Source organism: Brevundimonas sp. (assembly GCF_041648055.1).
In the GTDB taxonomy this organism is placed as follows: Bacteria; Pseudomonadota; Alphaproteobacteria; order Caulobacterales; family Caulobacteraceae; genus Brevundimonas.
Genome location: NZ_JBAZPS010000003.1, coordinates 85,661 through 101,505, shown reverse-complemented (window position 1 = coordinate 101,505; position 15,845 = coordinate 85,661). Strand labels below are relative to the sequence as shown.

The window sequence follows — 15,845 nt, the reverse complement described above, 5'->3', positions numbered from 1 at the left end:
CTCACCCGCCGATCACAGCGCGATAGGTGGCGGTCAGCGCCTCGACCGAGGCGGCGGTATAGTTCAGCACCAGACCCGGCTGGACGCCCAGCCAGATGGTCCCGACGATCAGCGGCACGAACAGCGCCAGCTCGCGCTTGTCGATGTCGGCGATGGTCTTCAGCGCCGGATTGACGATCTCGCCGAACATGACGTTGCGATACAGCGTCAGGGCATAGATGGCCGACAGGATGACGCCCGAGGCCGCCACGAAGGCCGCCCAGGTCGAGACCTGATAGACGCCGGTCATCGTCAGGATTTCCCCGATGAAGCCCGAGGTGCCCGGCAGGCCGACATTGGCCATGGTGAACATCAGGAAGATGGCCGCGAACCATGGCATGCGATTGGTCAGGCCGCCGTAGAAGGCGATTTCTCGCGTGTGCATGCGGTCATAGACGACGCCGACGCACAGGAAGAGCGCGCCCGAGATCAGGCCGTGGCTCAGCATCTGGAACACCGCGCCCTGAACGCCCGTGTCGTTGCCCGCGAAGATGCCCATGGTCACGAAGCCCATGTGGGCCACCGATGAATAGGCGATCAGCTTCTTGATGTCCGTCTGACGGAAGGCGACCAGCGAGGTGTAGACGATGGCGATCACCGACAGGGCAAACACCAGCGGCGCGAACATCTGGGACGCCAACGGAAACATCGGGATGTTGAACAGAATGAAGCCGTAGCCGCCCAGCTTCAGCAGGATGCCGGCCAGGATGACCGAGCCTGCCGTCGGGGCCTGAACGTGGGCGTCCGGCAACCAGGTGTGCACCGGCCACATCGGCATCTTCACTGCAAACGAGGCGAAGAAGGCCAGCCACAGCAGCGGCTGATAGCGGGCGTCGAACACGTGTTCCTTCAGTGCCGGAATGCTGGTCGTGCCCGCATCCTGGGCCATCCACAGCATGGCCAGCAGCATGAGGACGGACCCCAGCAGGGTGTAGAGGAAAAATTTGTACGAGGCATAGATGCGGTTGGCCCCGCCCCAGATGCCGATGATCAGGAACATCGGCACCAGGGTGCCCTCGAAGAAGATGTAGAACAGGAACAGGTCCAGCGAGGTGAACACCCCGATGACCAGCGTCTCCAGCACCAGGAAGGCGATCATGTATTCGACCACGCGGTCGGTGATGGTCTTCCAGCTGGCCAGAATGCAGATCGGCATCAGGAAGGCCGTCAGCAGCACGAACAGGATCGAAATCCCGTCCACGCCCATGTGGTATTCCGCGCCGACGAACCAGACGTAGCGTTCCACGAATTGATAGGCCGCGCTGGACTGATCGAACGCACCGACCAGCACGACCGACAGAGCCAGGGTGACCAGGGTCGTGCCCATGGCAATCCAGCGCGCGGCATTGTCGGCCCCGGCCTTGTTGAACAGGCGCGACAGCAGGATCACACCCCCGCCGATCAGCGGCAGGAAGGTGATGATGCTGAGGATGAAGGGGATCTGGGGCAAGATCAGGCTCCCCACGAAGTGATGGCATAGGCCAGGAAACCGACCAGGCCGATCAGCATGACAAAGGCGTAGAAATAGACTTGGCCGGACTGGAAGCGGGCCAGACCGCCGGCGAACCGGCGCGACAGCCAGGCGACGCCATTGGGCCCGCCGCCGTCGATGATCCGCACATCGCCGACCTTCCAGAACAAATCACCCAGCCCCTTGGCCCCGCGGACGAAGACAAAGGCGTACAGCTCGTCGAAATACCACTTGTTGTACAGGAAGCCGTGGATGACCCCGCCCCTGTCGGCCATCCGCTTGGCCATGCCTTCCTTCAGCACATAGATCCAGAAGGCGAAGGCGGTGCCGATCAGCGTCAGGATCAACGGCGACCACTTCACCCAGGTCGGCACATAGTGGCTTTCGTGCAGCACGTGGTTGGCCTCGGCCACGAAGATCGCACCACGCCAGAAATGATGCTCGTGATCCCCGATGAAGCTGGGCGCGAAGACCAGACCGGCGGCCACGGCCCCGATGGACAGCACGATCAGCGGCACCAGCATGACCCACGGGCTCTCATGCGGCTTCAGCGGGCCGTGATGAGCATGGTCGTCGTGTGCGTGATCGTCATGCGCATGGGCGTCGTCGGCCAGCGGCTCTGAGTGAGTTTCCAGTTGGGCGTCGGTGGCATGATCGTCCTGATGATGCGCGCCTTCGTCCTTCCACACCGGCTTGTTGTGGAAGGTCATGAACACCAGACGCCAGGAATAATAGGCCGTCAGACCCGCCGCCACGATGCCGATGAAGAAGGCGAACAGGCCGAACGGGCTGTGCCCCGTCATCGCCGCCGCATAGGCGCTCTCGATGATCGAATCCTTGGAATAGAAGCCCGCAAAGCCGCCGACGCCGGGAATGCCCAGGCCGGTGATGGCGATGGTGCCGATGGTCATGACCGCATAGGTGACGGGCAGCAGCCTCCACAGCCCACCCATCTTCCGCATGTCCTGCTCGTGATGCATGCCGTGGATCACCGAGCCTGCGCCCAGGAACAGCAGGGCCTTGAAGAAGGCGTGGGTGAACAGGTGGAACATGGCGGCCTGATAGGCCCCGACACCCGCCGCGAAGAACATGTAGCCCAGCTGCGAACAGGTCGAATAGGCGATGACCCGCTTGATGTCGTTCTGCATCAGACCGACGGTCGCGGCGAACATGGCCGTTATGGCCCCGATGACGGCGATGATGCCGGCCGCGACGGGCGCATATTCGTAGATGGGGCTCAGCAGGCAGACCATATAGACGCCGGCCGTGACCATGGTCGCGGCGTGGATCAGGGCGGACACGGGCGTCGGGCCTTCCATGGCGTCAGGCAGCCAGGTGTGCAGGAAGAACTGCGCCGACTTGCCCATCGCGCCGATGAACAGCAGGAAGCCCGCCAGATCCAGCGCCGACCAGCGGTAACCGATGAAGTCCCAGCCGGTCCCGGCCTTCGACGCGATCATCGGGAACAGCTCGGCGAACTGGATTGTGCCGAACATCCAGAAGACGGTGATGATGCCAAGGGCAAAGCCGAAGTCGCCGACGCGGTTGACGACAAAGGCCTTGATCGCGGCGGCGCTGGCCGTGGGCTTCTTGAACCAGAAGCCGATCAGCAGATAGGACGCCAGCCCCACGCCTTCCCAGCCGAAGAACAGTTGCATGAAGTCGGCGGCGGTGACCAGCGCCAGCATGGCGAAGGTGAACAGCGACAGATAGGCAAAGAACCGCGGCTTATCCGGGTCCTCGGCCATATAGCCCCAGCTGTACAGGTGGACGAGCGAGGACACGGTGGTGACCACCACCAGCATGGTCGCCGACAGGGCGTCGATACGGATGGCCCAGTCCGACTGGAAATCACCGACATTGATGAAGGGTGCCAGGGTGACTGTGAACGGCTCCAGCTCGCCCCAGGTCCAGTTGCCAAAGACGATCCAGGCGACGATGCAGGACACGAACAGCAGGCCGGTCGTAACGGCCTGCGAGGCCGTATTGCCGATGCGACGACCGAAGAAGCCGGCGATCGCGGCACCGATCAGGGGGGCGAAGACGCCCAGGATGACGAGGGTCTGATAGTCCACGATCAGCCCTTCATCGCGCTGGCATCGTCAACCGCGATGTCGCCACGGTTGCGGAAGAAGGTCACCAGAATGGCCAGGCCAACGGCGGCCTCGGCCGCGGCGACGGTCAGGACGAACATGGCCATGATCTGCCCCTGGACATCGTTCAAATAGGCCGAAAAGGCGACGAAGTTGATGTTCACGGCCAGCAGGATCAGCTCGATCGACATCAGGATGATGATGACGTTCTTGCGGTTCACGAAGATGCCGAAGACACCGATGGTGAACAGGATGGCGGCGACCGCCAGATAATGTGCGAGCGAAACGGCCATCAGATCAGATCCTCCGGGGTGACGCCGGCCCCGGTGGTCACGGACTTGACCTCCATGGCGGTCTTGGCATCGCGGCCGACCTGGCGGGCGATGTTCTGGCGCTTGATGTTGGGCTTGTGGCGCAAGGTCAGGACGATGGCTCCGATCATGGCGATCAGCAGCACGATCCCCGCCGCCTGGAAGAAGTAGACGTAGTCGGTATAGAGCACCCGCCCGATGGCCTCGACGTTGCTCTGGTCCGCCGTCGCCGCGACCGGTCCGACCGCATCGGCCGCCGCGCCGCCGCTGGCCACCGTCAGCGAGATCACGATCATCTCGGCCAGCAGAACCGCCGCCACGATCGCCGCCAGCGGCAGATAGCGCGCATAGCCCTCGCGCAGCTTCACGAAGTCGACGTCCAGCATCATGACGACGAACAGGAACAGCACTGCCACCGCGCCGACGTAGACGACGACCAGCAGCATAGCCAGGAACTCCGCCCCCAGCAGGACGAACAGCCCGGCCGACGAAAAGAAGGCCAGAATCAGCCAAAGAACGCTGTGCACGGGGTTCTTCGCGGTGACGACCAGAAGGGCGCTCACCACGGCCACCGCCGCCAGCAGATAGAAGGCAATGCCTTGCAACATCGGAGGCCTTCGCCCCTTTCGACTATGGCGACGACTCCTTTGAAGGAATCGCGGCCCGTTTCAGCGAGTGCGCCTTACCGGTAAGGCGCGTCGAGTTCCAGATTCTTGGCGATCAATCGCTCCCAACGGTCACCGTTGGCCAGCAGTCGATCCTTGTCATACAGCAGTTCTTCGCGGGTCTCGGTCGTGAACTCCGAGTTCGGACCCTCCACGATCGCGTCCACCGGGCAGGCCTCCTGGCACAGGCCGCAGTAGATGCATTTGACCATGTCGATGTCATAGCGGGTCGTGCGGCGGCTGCCGTCGGCGCGCGGCTCGGCCTCGATGGTAATGGCCTGAGCTGGGCAGATAGCCTCGCACAGTTTGCAGGCGATGCAGCGTTCCTCGCCATTGGCATAGCGGCGCAGAGCATGCTCGCCCCGAAAACGCGGCGACTGCGGATTGCGCTCGAACGGATAGTTCACCGTCATCTTGGGACGGGCCATGTATTTCAGCGACAGGCCGACAGCACCGATCACATCGATCAGCAGCGCACCCTTCGCGGCCTGGACGATACGGTTCAACATCAGCGATCTCTCCTGACGCCACGGCAAAGCTCTTCCTTGCGCGGATCGTCATCCTTGGTGATCTGGCACAGCCGGGCCTTTTCGGCCTGCTGGCGCTCTATGGCCTGCTGTCGCCGCTCCCACTGGGTGGCCGAGACCGGGTCGGGTTCATAGGTCGGGATGGTGCAGGCCGTAAGCCCCAGCGCCATCGTCAGGATGAGGGCACGAGTCATGCGCCCACCGCGAACACGCGCCAAGCGGCGACAAAGACCACGCAGACCAAAGAGGTCGGCAGGAAGATCTTCCAACCCAGGCGCATCAGCTGGTCGTAGCGGTAGCGGGGCACGAAGGCCTTCACCAAGGCGATCATGCCGAACCAGAAGACGATCTTGGCGAAGAAGACCAGGAACAGGAGGACGTTCACCAGGAACTCCGGCCAGTCGGCCGCGAAGTCGATGGGGAAACCCGGGTTCCAGCCGCCAAAGAACAGCAGGCTGATCATGGCGCACATGAAGACGATGTTGGCGTATTCGCCAATCATGAACAGCAGATAGGGCGTGGAGGAATATTCGACCTGATAGCCAGCGACCAGTTCGGATTCCGCCTCGGGAAGGTCGAACGGAGGACGGTTGGTCTCGGCCAGGGCCGAAACGAAGAATATCACGGCCATCGGGATCATCACGATGATCGTCGGCCAGGTCCCTGCCCCGCCGCCGAAGGCAAACCAGTTCCAGATCCAGCCCTCTTGCTGAACCACGATCGAGGTCAGGTTCATCGTCCCGGCCAGCAGGATGACGTTGATGATCACCAGACCGATGGAGACTTCGTACGACACCATCTGAGCGGCGGACCGCAGCGAACCCAGGAACGGATACTTCGAGTTCGAAGCCCAGCCGCCCATGATGATGCCGTAGACGCCCAGGGAACTGATGGCGAAAATATACAGGATGCCGACGTTCAGGTCCGAGATGACCCAGCCCGGCGCGAACGGAATGGCCGCCCATGCAATGAAGGCCAGGATGAAGGTCAGCAGCGGGGCCAGCAGGAAGACCACCTTGTCGGCCCCTGCGGGTACGACGATTTCCTTCAGCACGAATTTGAAGAAGTCGGCGAACGACTGAAGCAGGCCGAACGGCCCCACGACGTTGGGCCCTTTGCGCATCTGCACGGCAGCCCAGATCTTGCGGTCGGCCAGCAGCAGGAACGCCAGCGAGATCAGGATCCCGACGGTGACCAGCAGAATGCCGCCTGCCGTCGCCAGCGTCCAGCCGAGGGGAGAAGTCCAGAAATCCATCGGGCCTTACTCCGCCGCCATCGCGACCGGGGCGATCCGCAGGGCGGACAGCTCGGCCATGGTCACGCTGGCGCGCGTGATCGGGTTGTTGAGATAGGGGTCGCGGACCGACGAGACGAAGGCCACGTCGCCCAAGTCGCCCTTTGCACCCAGCCCGGCCACGTCGAACGACGCGGGTGCGGGCAGATAGTCGATGCGGCCGAAGGTCGGATGGTCCGCCATCAGCTTGCTGCGCAAAGCCTCCAGCGTGTCGTAAGGCAGGGTCTGGCCCACCGCCGCCGACAGGGCGCGCAGGATGGCCCAGTCTTCCTTGGCCTGCCCCTTGGGGAAGACGACCCGTTCGGCCATCTGCACCCGGCCCTCGGTGTTCACATACAGGCCCGCCTTCTCGGTATAGGCCGCGCCGGGCAGGATGACGTCCGCCCCATGCGCGCCGCGGTCGCCGTGGCTGCCCAGATAGACGCGGAAGGCGTCCGAACCCGTCGGATCGACCTCGTCGGCGCCCAGCAGGAACAGCACGTCCAGCGCACCCGGCTTGACCATATCGGCCACGCCCAGCCCGCCTTCACCGGGCACGAAGCCCATGTCCAGCCCGCCGACACGCGCGGCGGCGGTGTGCAGGACGTTGAAGCCGTTCCAGCCTTCGGCGACCACGCCGACCTTCTGCGCCAGCGCGCCCAGGGCATTCAGCACGGCCGAGCCCTTGTCGCCTGACACGGCCCCTGCCCCCACGATGATGGCGGGACGCTCGGCCTTGGTCAGCATGTCCATCGCCGCCTTGGGCAGCTTGGCGAGAGTCTTGGCCCCCGCCCCCAGATAGGCATAGTCGAACGTCAGATTGGCCTGCTCGCCGATCAGGGCGATCTCGGTCTTTCCGCCCAGCCACGCCTTGCGCAGGCGGGCGTTCAGCAGCGGGGCCTCTGTACGCGGATTGGCCCCGACGATCAGGATGGCGTCAGCATTTTCGATACCGGCCAGGCCGCTGTTGAACAGCCAGCTCCCGCGCGGACCATAACCCAGGGCCGAGCCCTCCTGACGGCAGTCGGTGTTGGCCGATCCCAGGGCGCGGAACAGATCCATCGCCGCCTTCATCGATTCCGCGTCCTGCAGGTCACCCGCCACGACACCGATCCGGTCAGCCGGAGCGGCCTTCAGCTTATCGGCCACGACGGCCAGCGCCTCGTCCCACGACGCCGCACGCAGGCGACCGTTCTCGCGCACATAGGGCTTGTCCAGCCGCTGACGTTGCAGGCCGTCGACGGCATAGCGGCTGATGTCCGACAGCCACTCCTCGTTGATGCCCTCGTTGACGCGCGGCAGGATGCGCATCACCTCGGCCCCCTTGGCGTCGGCGCGGATGTTGGAGCCCAGGGCGTCCATCACATCGATGGTCTCGGTCTTCTTCAGCTCCCACGGACGATAGTGGAACTGCCACGGACGGTGCGTTAGGGCGCCGACGGGGCATAGGTCGTTGACGTTGCCCGACAGCTCTGAATCGACCGCCTTTTCCAGATAGGTGGTGATCTCGGCATCCTCGCCGCGCGAGATCATGCCGATGTCCGGCACGCCCGCCACTTCGGTGACGAAGCGGACGCAGCGCGTGCACTGGATGCAGCGGGTCATATAGGTCTTGATCGTCGGACCCATGTTCTTTTCTTCGACCGCGCGCTTGTTCTCGGCATAGCGAGAGCCGTCGCGGCCATAGCCCATGGCCTGGTCCTGCAGGTCGCATTCGCCGCCCTGGTCGCAGATCGGGCAGTCCAGCGGGTGGTTGATGAGCAGGAACTCCATCACCCCTTCGCGCGCCTTCTTGACCATCGGCGTGTCGGTGAAGATCTCCTGACCCTCGGCGGCCGGCAGCGCGCAGGACGCCTGCGGCTTGGGTGGCCCGGGCTTCACCTCGACCAGGCACATGCGGCAATTGCCGGCGATCGACAGCCGCTCGTGATAGCAGAAACGCGGAATCTCGTGGCCAGCCTTCTCGGCGACCTGAAGCACGGTCATCCCGGGCTCGAACTCGGTTTCAACGCCGTTGACCTTGGCGATCGGCATCAGCGGGCCTCTTCTTGAGCAGCCGGAGCCGCCGGTACTATGGATGCGTCGACGGACATCTGTCCGACGTCGGTAGCAAGCTCGACACCGTTCGCGCCGACGGTGCAGACCATGGTCTGGCGTCCGCCATCGACGGGCGCGCGCCAGGACATGGTGGCGGTGTTTGAACCCCTGGCGCGAAACTGGACGGTCTCGCCCTCTTGGCCGGCCAGACGGCGAACAGCCTCGCGGCAGGCAGCCTGCAGCTCGGCTGGGGTCGTGACGGTCGGGGCAGCCTTCATGACGGGAGGTGCAGGCGTCATCGGCGCTTCCCCCTTCGGCACAGCCTTGTCCGCGCCTTCACCGCAGGCGGCGAGGGCGACGACGGCCAGCGCTGATGCCAGGACCATCCGCATCCGGCTATTCCGCCGCGATCGCATGGCCGGCGAAGTTCGCGCGGCGGCTGCGGTATTGTGAGATGCGGTCTTCGATCTCGTGACGGAAATGGCGGATCAGGCCCTGGACCGGCCAGGCGGCGGCGTCGCCCAGGGCGCAGATCGTGTGCCCTTCGATCTGGGTCGAAACCTCCAGCAGCATGTCGATCTCGGACGGATCGGCCTCGCCGATCGCCATCCGCTCCAGCACGCGCCACATCCAGCCCGTGCCCTCACGGCAAGGGGTGCACTGGCCACAGCTCTCGTGCTTGTAGAAATAGCTGATGCGGGCGATGGCGCGGACCAGATCGGTCGACTGATCCATGACGATGACCGCCGCCGTGCCCAGGCCGGACTTCATCTCGCGCAAGCTGTCGAAGTCCATCAGGGCGACCTCGGACATCTCGCGCGTGATCAGCGGCACGGACGAGCCGCCCGGGATGATAGCCTTCAGATTGTCCCAGCCGCCGCGCACGCCACCACAGTGATCCTCAAGCAACTGCCGCAGGGGGATCGACATCACCTCCTCGACATTGCACGGGCGGTTCACGTGGCCCGAGATGCTCATGATCTTGGTGCCGGTGTTGTTCGGGCGACCAAAGCCCGCGAACCACTCGGCCCCGCGACGCAGGATGGTGCCCACAACCGCGATCGATTCAACGTTATTCACCGTGGTCGGGCAGCCGTAGAGGCCCGCACCAGCCGGGAAAGGCGGCTTAAGGCGCGGCTGACCCTTCTTGCCTTCCAACGACTCCAGAAGGGCCGTCTCTTCACCGCAGATATAGGCGCCTGCCCCGTGGTGAATGTAGACGTCGAAATCCCAGCCGTGGACGTTGTCCTTGCCGATCAGCCGGGCCTCATAGGCCTGCTTGACCGCCGCCTCCATGCGCTCGCGTTCCAGCACATATTCGCCACGCAGATAGATGTAGCAGGCGTGGGCCTGCATGGCGAAGCTGGCGATCAGACAGCCCTCGATCAGCAGCTGCGGATCGTGGCGCATGATCTCCCGGTCCTTGCAGGTCCCGGGCTCGGATTCGTCAGCGTTGACGACCAGATAGTGCGGCCGGTCCTTGACCTCTTTCGGCATGAAGGACCACTTCAGACCCGTGCCGAAGCCCGCCCCACCGCGCCCGCGCAGGCCCGAGTTCTTGACGTTGGTGATGATCCAGTCGCGCCCCAGGTCGAGCATGTCCTTGGTCGCATTCCATGCGCCACGCTTCTTCGCCCCCTCCAGCGTCCAGTCCTGGAAGCCGTAAAGGTTGGTGAAGATGCGATCCTTGTCTTCGAGGATTCCGACCATGGTTCAGTTCATCTCGCGCATGCGGCGGCGGTGATAGCGGGTACGAAGGAAAATGGCAGCAATCATCAGCGCCCAGCCGGCCGCCAGGGCCGCATAGCCGCCCATCTGAAGGGTCTGAGCCATGTCACCCGCACGGCTGGAGGCGAAGACCGCGATGGCCCCGACGATCACCAGGCCAAAGCCGGCCAGACGCTGGCTGCGTCCCACGGCCCGCAGCTCCGCGCGATAGCGGGCGATGGCTTCGTCGTTGGAAAGGTCAGGCTTGCTCACGCCGGCACCGGCTTGCTGTTCGGCAGCGACTTGATCGGCTTGGCGGCCGAGCCGTCATACAGTTTCGGATCCAGCAGGGTCTGGGCTCCGCCCTCGGGCTCCGAGCTGTGACGACCGACGCGCGAGCCGGGCTTGGGCTTTTTGCCGGCGGCAAAGTCGTCGATGACCTGGGCCATGGTCTCGGCGGTCAGGTCTTCGAAATAATAGTCGTTGATCTGAGCCATGGGCGCATTGGCGCAGGCCCCCAGGCATTCGACTTCCTGCCAGGTGAATCGGCCGTCAGCGCTCAGCGTATCCTTGGGGCCGATCTTCGACTTGCAGACGGCCATCAGCTCGCCCGCGCCGCGCAGCATGCAGGGCGTGGTGCCGCAGACCTGGATCAGCGCACTGGTGCCCACCGGCTCCAGCATGAACATGGTGTAGAAGGTCGCAACCTCCAGCACCCGGATATAGGGCATACCCAGCAGCTCGCCGATGGCGCGGATGGCGGGCTCGGACACCCAGCCCTCCTGCTTCTGGACCAGCCACAGGATCGGGATCACCGCCGACTGACGACGGTCCGCCGGATATTTGGCGATCCACCAGTCACACTTGGCCTTCGTCGCCTTGGAGAAGGCGAAGCTGTCAGGCTGAACTTTGGCGAGACGACGAACGCTCATCGGTCCACTTCTCCGAAAACGATGTCGAGCGAGCCAAGTATGGCGCTGACGTCGGCCAGCATGTGGCCACGGTTCATCCAGTCCATGGCCTGGAGCGAGCGGAAACCGGGGGCCGATATCTTGACGCGGTAGGGTTTGTTGGAGCCGTCGGACACCAGATAGATGCCGAACTCGCCCTTGGGCGCTTCCACCGAGGCATAGACCTCGCCCTCGGGCGTCTTGAAGCCTTCGGTATACAATTTGAAGTGATGGATCAGGGCTTCCATCGACCGCTTCATCTCACCGCGACGCGGCGGCACGACCTTGTTGTCCTCGGTCATGACGGGCTCGCCGGGGCAGTTGCGCAGGCGATGGATGCACTGCTCCATGATGTGCACCGACTGCTTCATCTCCTCGATGCGGCACAGATAGCGGTCCCAGCAGTCGCCGTTCTTGCCGACCGCGATGTCGAACTCCAGGTCGGCATAGCATTCATAAGGCTGCGACTTGCGCAGGTCCCACGGAATGTCCGAACCGCGCAGCATCACCCCGGTAAAGCCCCAGTCCAGCGCCTCCTGCTTGGACACCACGCCGATGTCGACGTTACGCTGCTTGAAGATGCGGTTCTCGGTGACCAGGCTTTCGATGTCCTTCAGCGCCGCCGGGAACTCCTGGCACCAGCGGGCGATGTCGTCGATCAGGGCGTTGGGCAGGTCCTGGTGAACGCCGCCGGGGCGGAAATAGTTGGCGTGCAGGCGAGCACCCGATGCCCGCTCATAGAAGACCATCAGCTTCTCGCGTTCCTCGAAGCCCCAGAGCGGCGGCGTCAGGGCCCCCACGTCCATGGCCTGGGTCGTCACGTTCAGCAGGTGCGAAAGAATTCGCCCGATTTCGGAATACAGCACCCGGATCAGCTGGGCCCGGTACGGCACGTCCATGCCCATCAGCTTTTCGATGGCCAGGCAGAAGGCGTGCTCCTGATTCATCGGCGCGACATAGTCGAGCCGGTCAAGATACGGAATGTTCTGAAGGTAGGTCCGCGCCTCCATCAGCTTTTCGGTGCCGCGGTGCAGCAGGCCGATGTGCGGATCGACCCGCGTGACCAACTCGCCGTCCAGTTCCAGCACCAGACGCAGCACGCCGTGCGCGGCCGGGTGTTGCGGGCCGAAGTTGATCGTGAACTTACGATCGTCCAGTGCGCGCGCGTGATCCGTGCGCCCGTCATGGGCGTCGTCGAAGATGTCGGTCGCGCCGATGGGCGGTGGCAGGGCGGTCTCGGTCATGCCTTGCCTCCGGACGGTGCATTGCCTGCGACCGCGGCGGCCTGAGCGGCCTTTTCGTCGCCGGGCAGGATGTCGGTCGGATATTCCGCACCCTCCCAGGGCGACAGGAAGTCGAAGTTGCGGAACTCCTGGGTCAGCTTAACGGGCTCATAGACCACCCGCTTCTGCTCCTCATCGTACCGGACTTCGACATAGCCGGTCATGGGGAAGTCCTTGCGCAGCGGATGCCCCTGAAAGCCGTAGTCGGTCAGAAGGCGGCGCAGGTCGGGGTGGCCCGAGAACAGCATGCCGTACATGTCGAACGCCTCGCGCTCGAACCAGTCGGCGCAGGGGAAGACGCCGACCACGCTGGGTACCGGCTGGACCTCGTCGGTCGTGACCTTGACCCGCACCCGCGCGTTTCGCGTCATCGACAGCAGGTGATAGACGACCTCAAACCGTTCCTCGCGATCCGGGAAGTCCACGCCGCAGACGTCCAGCAACTGCTGGAAGCCGAACCGGTCCCGCAGCACCGTCAGCACGTTCACGATCGCATCGCGTTCGGCGATCAGCGTCAGCTCGCCGAACGCCACCTGGGCCTGAACGCCCAGCTCGCCGACCATCTCCGCGCCCAGTGGCGTCAGAGCGGTTTCGATCTCCTGCAGTTTCGCCAGCGCGCTCATCGCTCGATCGTCCCCGTGCGCCGGATCTTCTTCTGCAGTTGCAGCAGGCCGTACAGCAGCGCCTCCGCCGTCGGCGGGCAGCCGGGCACATAGACGTCCACCGGAACGACCCGGTCGCAGCCGCGAACGACGCTGTAGCTGTAGTGATAATACCCGCCACCATTGGCGCAGCTGCCCATCGACAGCACATAGCGCGGGTCAGGCATCTGGTCGTAGACCTTGCGCAGGGCCGGGGCCATCTTGTTGGTCAGTGTACCAGCCACGATCATCAGATCGGACTGGCGCGGGCTGGCGCGCGGAGCCATGCCGAACCGCTCCATGTCGAAACGCGGCATCGATGCCTGCATCATCTCCACGGCGCAGCAGGCCAGGCCAAACGTCATCCACATCAGCGAACCGGTCCGGGCCCAGTTGATCACGTCGTCCAGAGAGGCAGTCAGGAAACCCTGCTCGCCAAGTTCGGCGTTCACGGCTTCGAAGAATTTGTCGTGGACGGCGGGGTCATAGCCCTCGACCGACGAACGCGCGCCGGTGCCATACAGGTTGGTCGGCAGCAGGCTGGTGGGGCCAGACGGCGGGGCGATCACTCCCATTCGAGAGCTCCCTTCTTCCATTCGTAGATGAAGCCCACCGTCAGCACGCCCAGGAAAACCATCATCGACCAGAAGGCGAAGATCATCTCGCCGCGCGCCAGATCGAACATCGAAACGGCCCACGGGAACAGGAAGGCGACTTCCAGGTCGAAGATGATGAACAGGATCGACACCAGGTAGAAGCGCACGTCGAACTTCATGCGCGCATCATCGAAGGCGTTGAAGCCGCACTCATAGGCCGACAGCTTTTCCGAATCCGGGTTCTTGGGGGCGAGCACCCAGGCCGCCAGCATGAAACCGAGACCGAGCACCGCCGCGATCCCGAGAAAGACCACGATCGGCAGATATTCGAGAAGATATGCATTCATCCGGAAGGGACCTCGTCCGCCACAGTGGGAGGGGCGGATTCGGCGCTTTCTAGACCCGGATGCGCCGAGGTTCAAACCCATGCGGCAAAAGGATTTTATTGAGAATGGTTCGCAGGCCTGATGGCGCATTTGTCAAGGTGAAGGTGCTTGCCATTCGCACCGCCCTGCCTCCCTATGCCCGACTGACTTTGACATCGCGCCGGAGCACCCGATGGCCCTTGGAAGCCGGATTCTGAATACCGTCGAGCGGATCGGCAACAAGCTGCCCGATCCAGTCTTTCTGTTCCTGTGGCTGATCCTGGGGCTGATCGCCCTCAGCCTGGTCGGGGCGGGGTTGGGATGGTCGGCAGTCAATCCGGTCACGGGCGACACCCTTCAGGCGCAGAGCCTGTTGTCGCCCGAGAACCTGGAGCGGCTGTTCATCGGCATGCCCAGCACTCTGGCAGACTTTCCGCCACTGGGAATCGTGATCACCATTATCTACGGGGCCTCGGTCGCGGAGCGGACAGGCCTGTTCAGCACAGCGATACGCGGCGCGTTGCTGAATGCACCCAAATCCATTCTGACCCCGGTCGTGGTGATCACCGGGATGGTCTCGCACCATGCGTCCGACGCCTCATACGTCGTCGTGATCCCCCTGGCGGCCGTCATCTTCGCCGCAGCAGGTCGCCACCCACTGGCCGGTCTGGCTGCCGGGTTCGCGGCGGTGTCAGGCGGTTATGCGGGCAATCTGTTCCCGGGAGCCTCCGACGCCCTGATCCTCGGCATCACAGAGCCGGCGGCACGGCTGATCGACCCGTCCTACTCGGTGAATATCGCAGGCAACTGGTTCTTTATCGTCGGCGTCGTGGTGGTCTTCACCCCCATCATCTGGTTCCTGACGGACCGGATCATCGAGCCGCGTCTTGGGGCCTGGACGCCGTCGGCCACTGCCCCCGTATCGGACGCCGAAGAGAAGAAGGGCTTGACGCGAGAAGAGAAGCGCGGCCTCGCCTGGGCCGGACTGGCCATTCTGGGAATGATCGGCCTGTGGACCCTGGTGACCTTTCTGCCTGGATCGCCCTTTGTCGATCCGGAAGCCGAACCGGCCCAGCGGTTCAATCCGCTCTACAAGTCTCTGGTCGCCTTCTTCGCCACCACCTTCTTTGTGGCGGGCGGGGCTTATGGCGCTGGCGCAGGGACGGTGAAGAGCCATCGCGACATGGTGCGAATGATGGTCGAGGGGATCGCGCAACTGGCTCCCTATATCGTGCTGGCCTTCTTCGCCGCCCACTTCGTGGCCATGTTCAACTGGTCCGGTCTGGGGCCAATCCTCGCAGTTAATGCGGCAGCGGGCCTGCAAACGCTCGACATCCCTGCCCCGCTACTGCTGATCGTTGTCCTGCTGGTATCGTGCTTCTTCGACCTCTTCATCGGGTCGGCTTCGGCCAAGTGGTCGGCGCTGGCCCCCGTCGTGGTGCCGATGTTCATGCTGCTGGGCATCAGCCCCGAGATGACCACCGCTGCCTATCGCATGGGCGATTCGGTGACCAACATCGCCACGCCCCTCATGAGCTATTTCCCGCTGATCCTGGCCTTCGCCCAAAGATGGGACCCGAAGTTCGGGCTTGGTTCGTTGATGTCGACCATGCTGCCCTATGCCGGATGCTTCCTGCTGGCGGGCGTGCTGATGATCGCCGCCTGGGTGACCTTCGATCTACCGCTGGGGCCGGGCGTGGGCGTCTACTACGAACTGCCTGAGTCCTCGGCAGCGCTGCAAGCCCCGGCGGACGGCGGTATCTCCGGCCCGGTCGCCCCGCCCGAAGCCGCCGCCGTGGCAGGTCCGGGGGTCGCATCGCGTTGATCGTGCGAATTCGGCGGAAGTGGCGCTTGACAGTGCGCCGCCCCCCCGCCTAAACGACGCCC

At 63.9% G+C, this 15,845-nt stretch carries 17 protein-coding genes; 1 reads left to right on the top strand and 16 read right to left on the bottom strand.

Translation table 11 applies throughout. The features are described from left to right. Position 1: 1 nt before the first annotated feature. The 16 genes from WC585_RS08605 to WC585_RS08530 form a co-directional block, all read right to left on the bottom strand. Positions 2–1,480 (bottom strand): NADH-quinone oxidoreductase subunit M, encoded by a 1,479-nt coding sequence (locus WC585_RS08605; RefSeq protein ID WP_373257682.1) that lies wholly within the window; start codon positions 1,478–1,480, stop codon positions 2–4. An 11-nt stretch (positions 1,481–1,491) separates the two neighbouring features. Further along, positions 1,492–3,585: an NADH-quinone oxidoreductase subunit L gene (gene nuoL / locus WC585_RS08600; protein WP_373257387.1), complete on the bottom strand. Its 2,094-nt coding sequence runs from the start codon at positions 3,583–3,585 to the stop codon at positions 1,492–1,494. 2 nt (positions 3,586–3,587) lie between these two features. Next, positions 3,588–3,896 (bottom strand): NADH-quinone oxidoreductase subunit NuoK, encoded by a 309-nt coding sequence (gene nuoK / locus WC585_RS08595; protein WP_373257385.1) that lies wholly within the window; start codon positions 3,894–3,896, stop codon positions 3,588–3,590. After that, positions 3,896–4,522 carry an NADH-quinone oxidoreductase subunit J gene (locus tag WC585_RS08590; protein WP_292172131.1) on the bottom strand — a complete coding sequence of 209 codons (627 nt, stop codon included), beginning with the start codon at positions 4,520–4,522 and terminating at the stop codon, positions 3,896–3,898. Before WC585_RS08590 ends, nuoK begins: the two co-directional genes overlap by 1 nt. Positions 4,523–4,596: 74 nt before the next feature. Next, complete coding sequence (nuoI, locus tag WC585_RS08585) at positions 4,597–5,088, bottom strand: NADH-quinone oxidoreductase subunit NuoI (RefSeq protein WP_296170376.1); 492 nt, start codon at positions 5,086–5,088, stop codon at positions 4,597–4,599. Next, positions 5,088–5,300 (bottom strand): hypothetical protein, encoded by a 213-nt coding sequence (locus tag WC585_RS08580; RefSeq protein ID WP_373257383.1) that lies wholly within the window; start codon positions 5,298–5,300, stop codon positions 5,088–5,090. Before WC585_RS08580 ends, nuoI begins: the two co-directional genes overlap by 1 nt. Continuing rightward, the gene (gene nuoH / locus WC585_RS08575) at positions 5,297–6,361 is read right to left on the bottom strand and encodes an NADH-quinone oxidoreductase subunit NuoH (protein ID WP_373257381.1); all 1,065 of its coding nucleotides are present in this window, start codon (positions 6,359–6,361) and stop codon (positions 5,297–5,299) included. Before nuoH ends, WC585_RS08580 begins: the two co-directional genes overlap by 4 nt. 6 nt (positions 6,362–6,367) lie before the next feature. Then, positions 6,368–8,413 carry an NADH-quinone oxidoreductase subunit NuoG gene (gene nuoG, locus WC585_RS08570; RefSeq protein WP_373257379.1) on the bottom strand — a complete coding sequence of 682 codons (2,046 nt, stop codon included), beginning with the start codon at positions 8,411–8,413 and terminating at the stop codon, positions 6,368–6,370. Then, positions 8,413–8,802: a hypothetical protein gene (locus WC585_RS08565; protein WP_373257377.1), complete on the bottom strand. Its 390-nt coding sequence runs from the start codon at positions 8,800–8,802 to the stop codon at positions 8,413–8,415. Before WC585_RS08565 ends, nuoG begins: the two co-directional genes overlap by 1 nt. Positions 8,803–8,812: 10 nt before the next feature. Then, positions 8,813–10,126: an NADH-quinone oxidoreductase subunit NuoF gene (gene nuoF, locus WC585_RS08560; RefSeq protein ID WP_373257375.1), complete on the bottom strand. Its 1,314-nt coding sequence runs from the start codon at positions 10,124–10,126 to the stop codon at positions 8,813–8,815. 3 nt (positions 10,127–10,129) lie between these two features. Continuing rightward, the gene (locus tag WC585_RS08555) at positions 10,130–10,396 is read right to left on the bottom strand and encodes a hypothetical protein (RefSeq protein ID WP_373257373.1); all 267 of its coding nucleotides are present in this window, start codon (positions 10,394–10,396) and stop codon (positions 10,130–10,132) included. After that, positions 10,393–11,055 carry an NADH-quinone oxidoreductase subunit NuoE gene (gene nuoE / locus WC585_RS08550; protein WP_373257371.1) on the bottom strand — a complete coding sequence of 221 codons (663 nt, stop codon included), beginning with the start codon at positions 11,053–11,055 and terminating at the stop codon, positions 10,393–10,395. The genes WC585_RS08555 and nuoE overlap by 4 nt, the downstream gene beginning before the upstream one ends. Then, positions 11,052–12,317, bottom strand: a complete 1,266-nt coding sequence (locus WC585_RS08545) for an NADH-quinone oxidoreductase subunit D (RefSeq protein WP_373257369.1) — start codon at positions 12,315–12,317, stop codon at positions 11,052–11,054. The genes nuoE and WC585_RS08545 overlap by 4 nt, the downstream gene beginning before the upstream one ends. Continuing rightward, complete coding sequence (locus WC585_RS08540; RefSeq protein ID WP_373257681.1) at positions 12,314–12,952, bottom strand: NADH-quinone oxidoreductase subunit C; 639 nt, start codon at positions 12,950–12,952, stop codon at positions 12,314–12,316. Before WC585_RS08540 ends, WC585_RS08545 begins: the two co-directional genes overlap by 4 nt. 23 nt (positions 12,953–12,975) lie before the next feature. After that, a complete protein-coding gene (locus WC585_RS08535; protein ID WP_373257367.1) occupies positions 12,976–13,593 on the bottom strand; it encodes an NADH-quinone oxidoreductase subunit B family protein in 618 nt (205 codons plus the stop codon). Next, positions 13,563–13,940, bottom strand: a complete 378-nt coding sequence (locus WC585_RS08530; RefSeq protein ID WP_373257365.1) for an NADH-quinone oxidoreductase subunit A — start codon at positions 13,938–13,940, stop codon at positions 13,563–13,565. Before WC585_RS08530 ends, WC585_RS08535 begins: the two co-directional genes overlap by 31 nt. Before the next feature lie 211 nt (positions 13,941–14,151). On the opposite strand from WC585_RS08530, the gene WC585_RS08525 reads away from it, so the two are divergent. Next, complete coding sequence (locus tag WC585_RS08525; protein WP_373257363.1) at positions 14,152–15,783, top strand: AbgT family transporter; 1,632 nt, start codon at positions 14,152–14,154, stop codon at positions 15,781–15,783. Positions 15,784–15,845 lie beyond the last annotated feature (62 nt).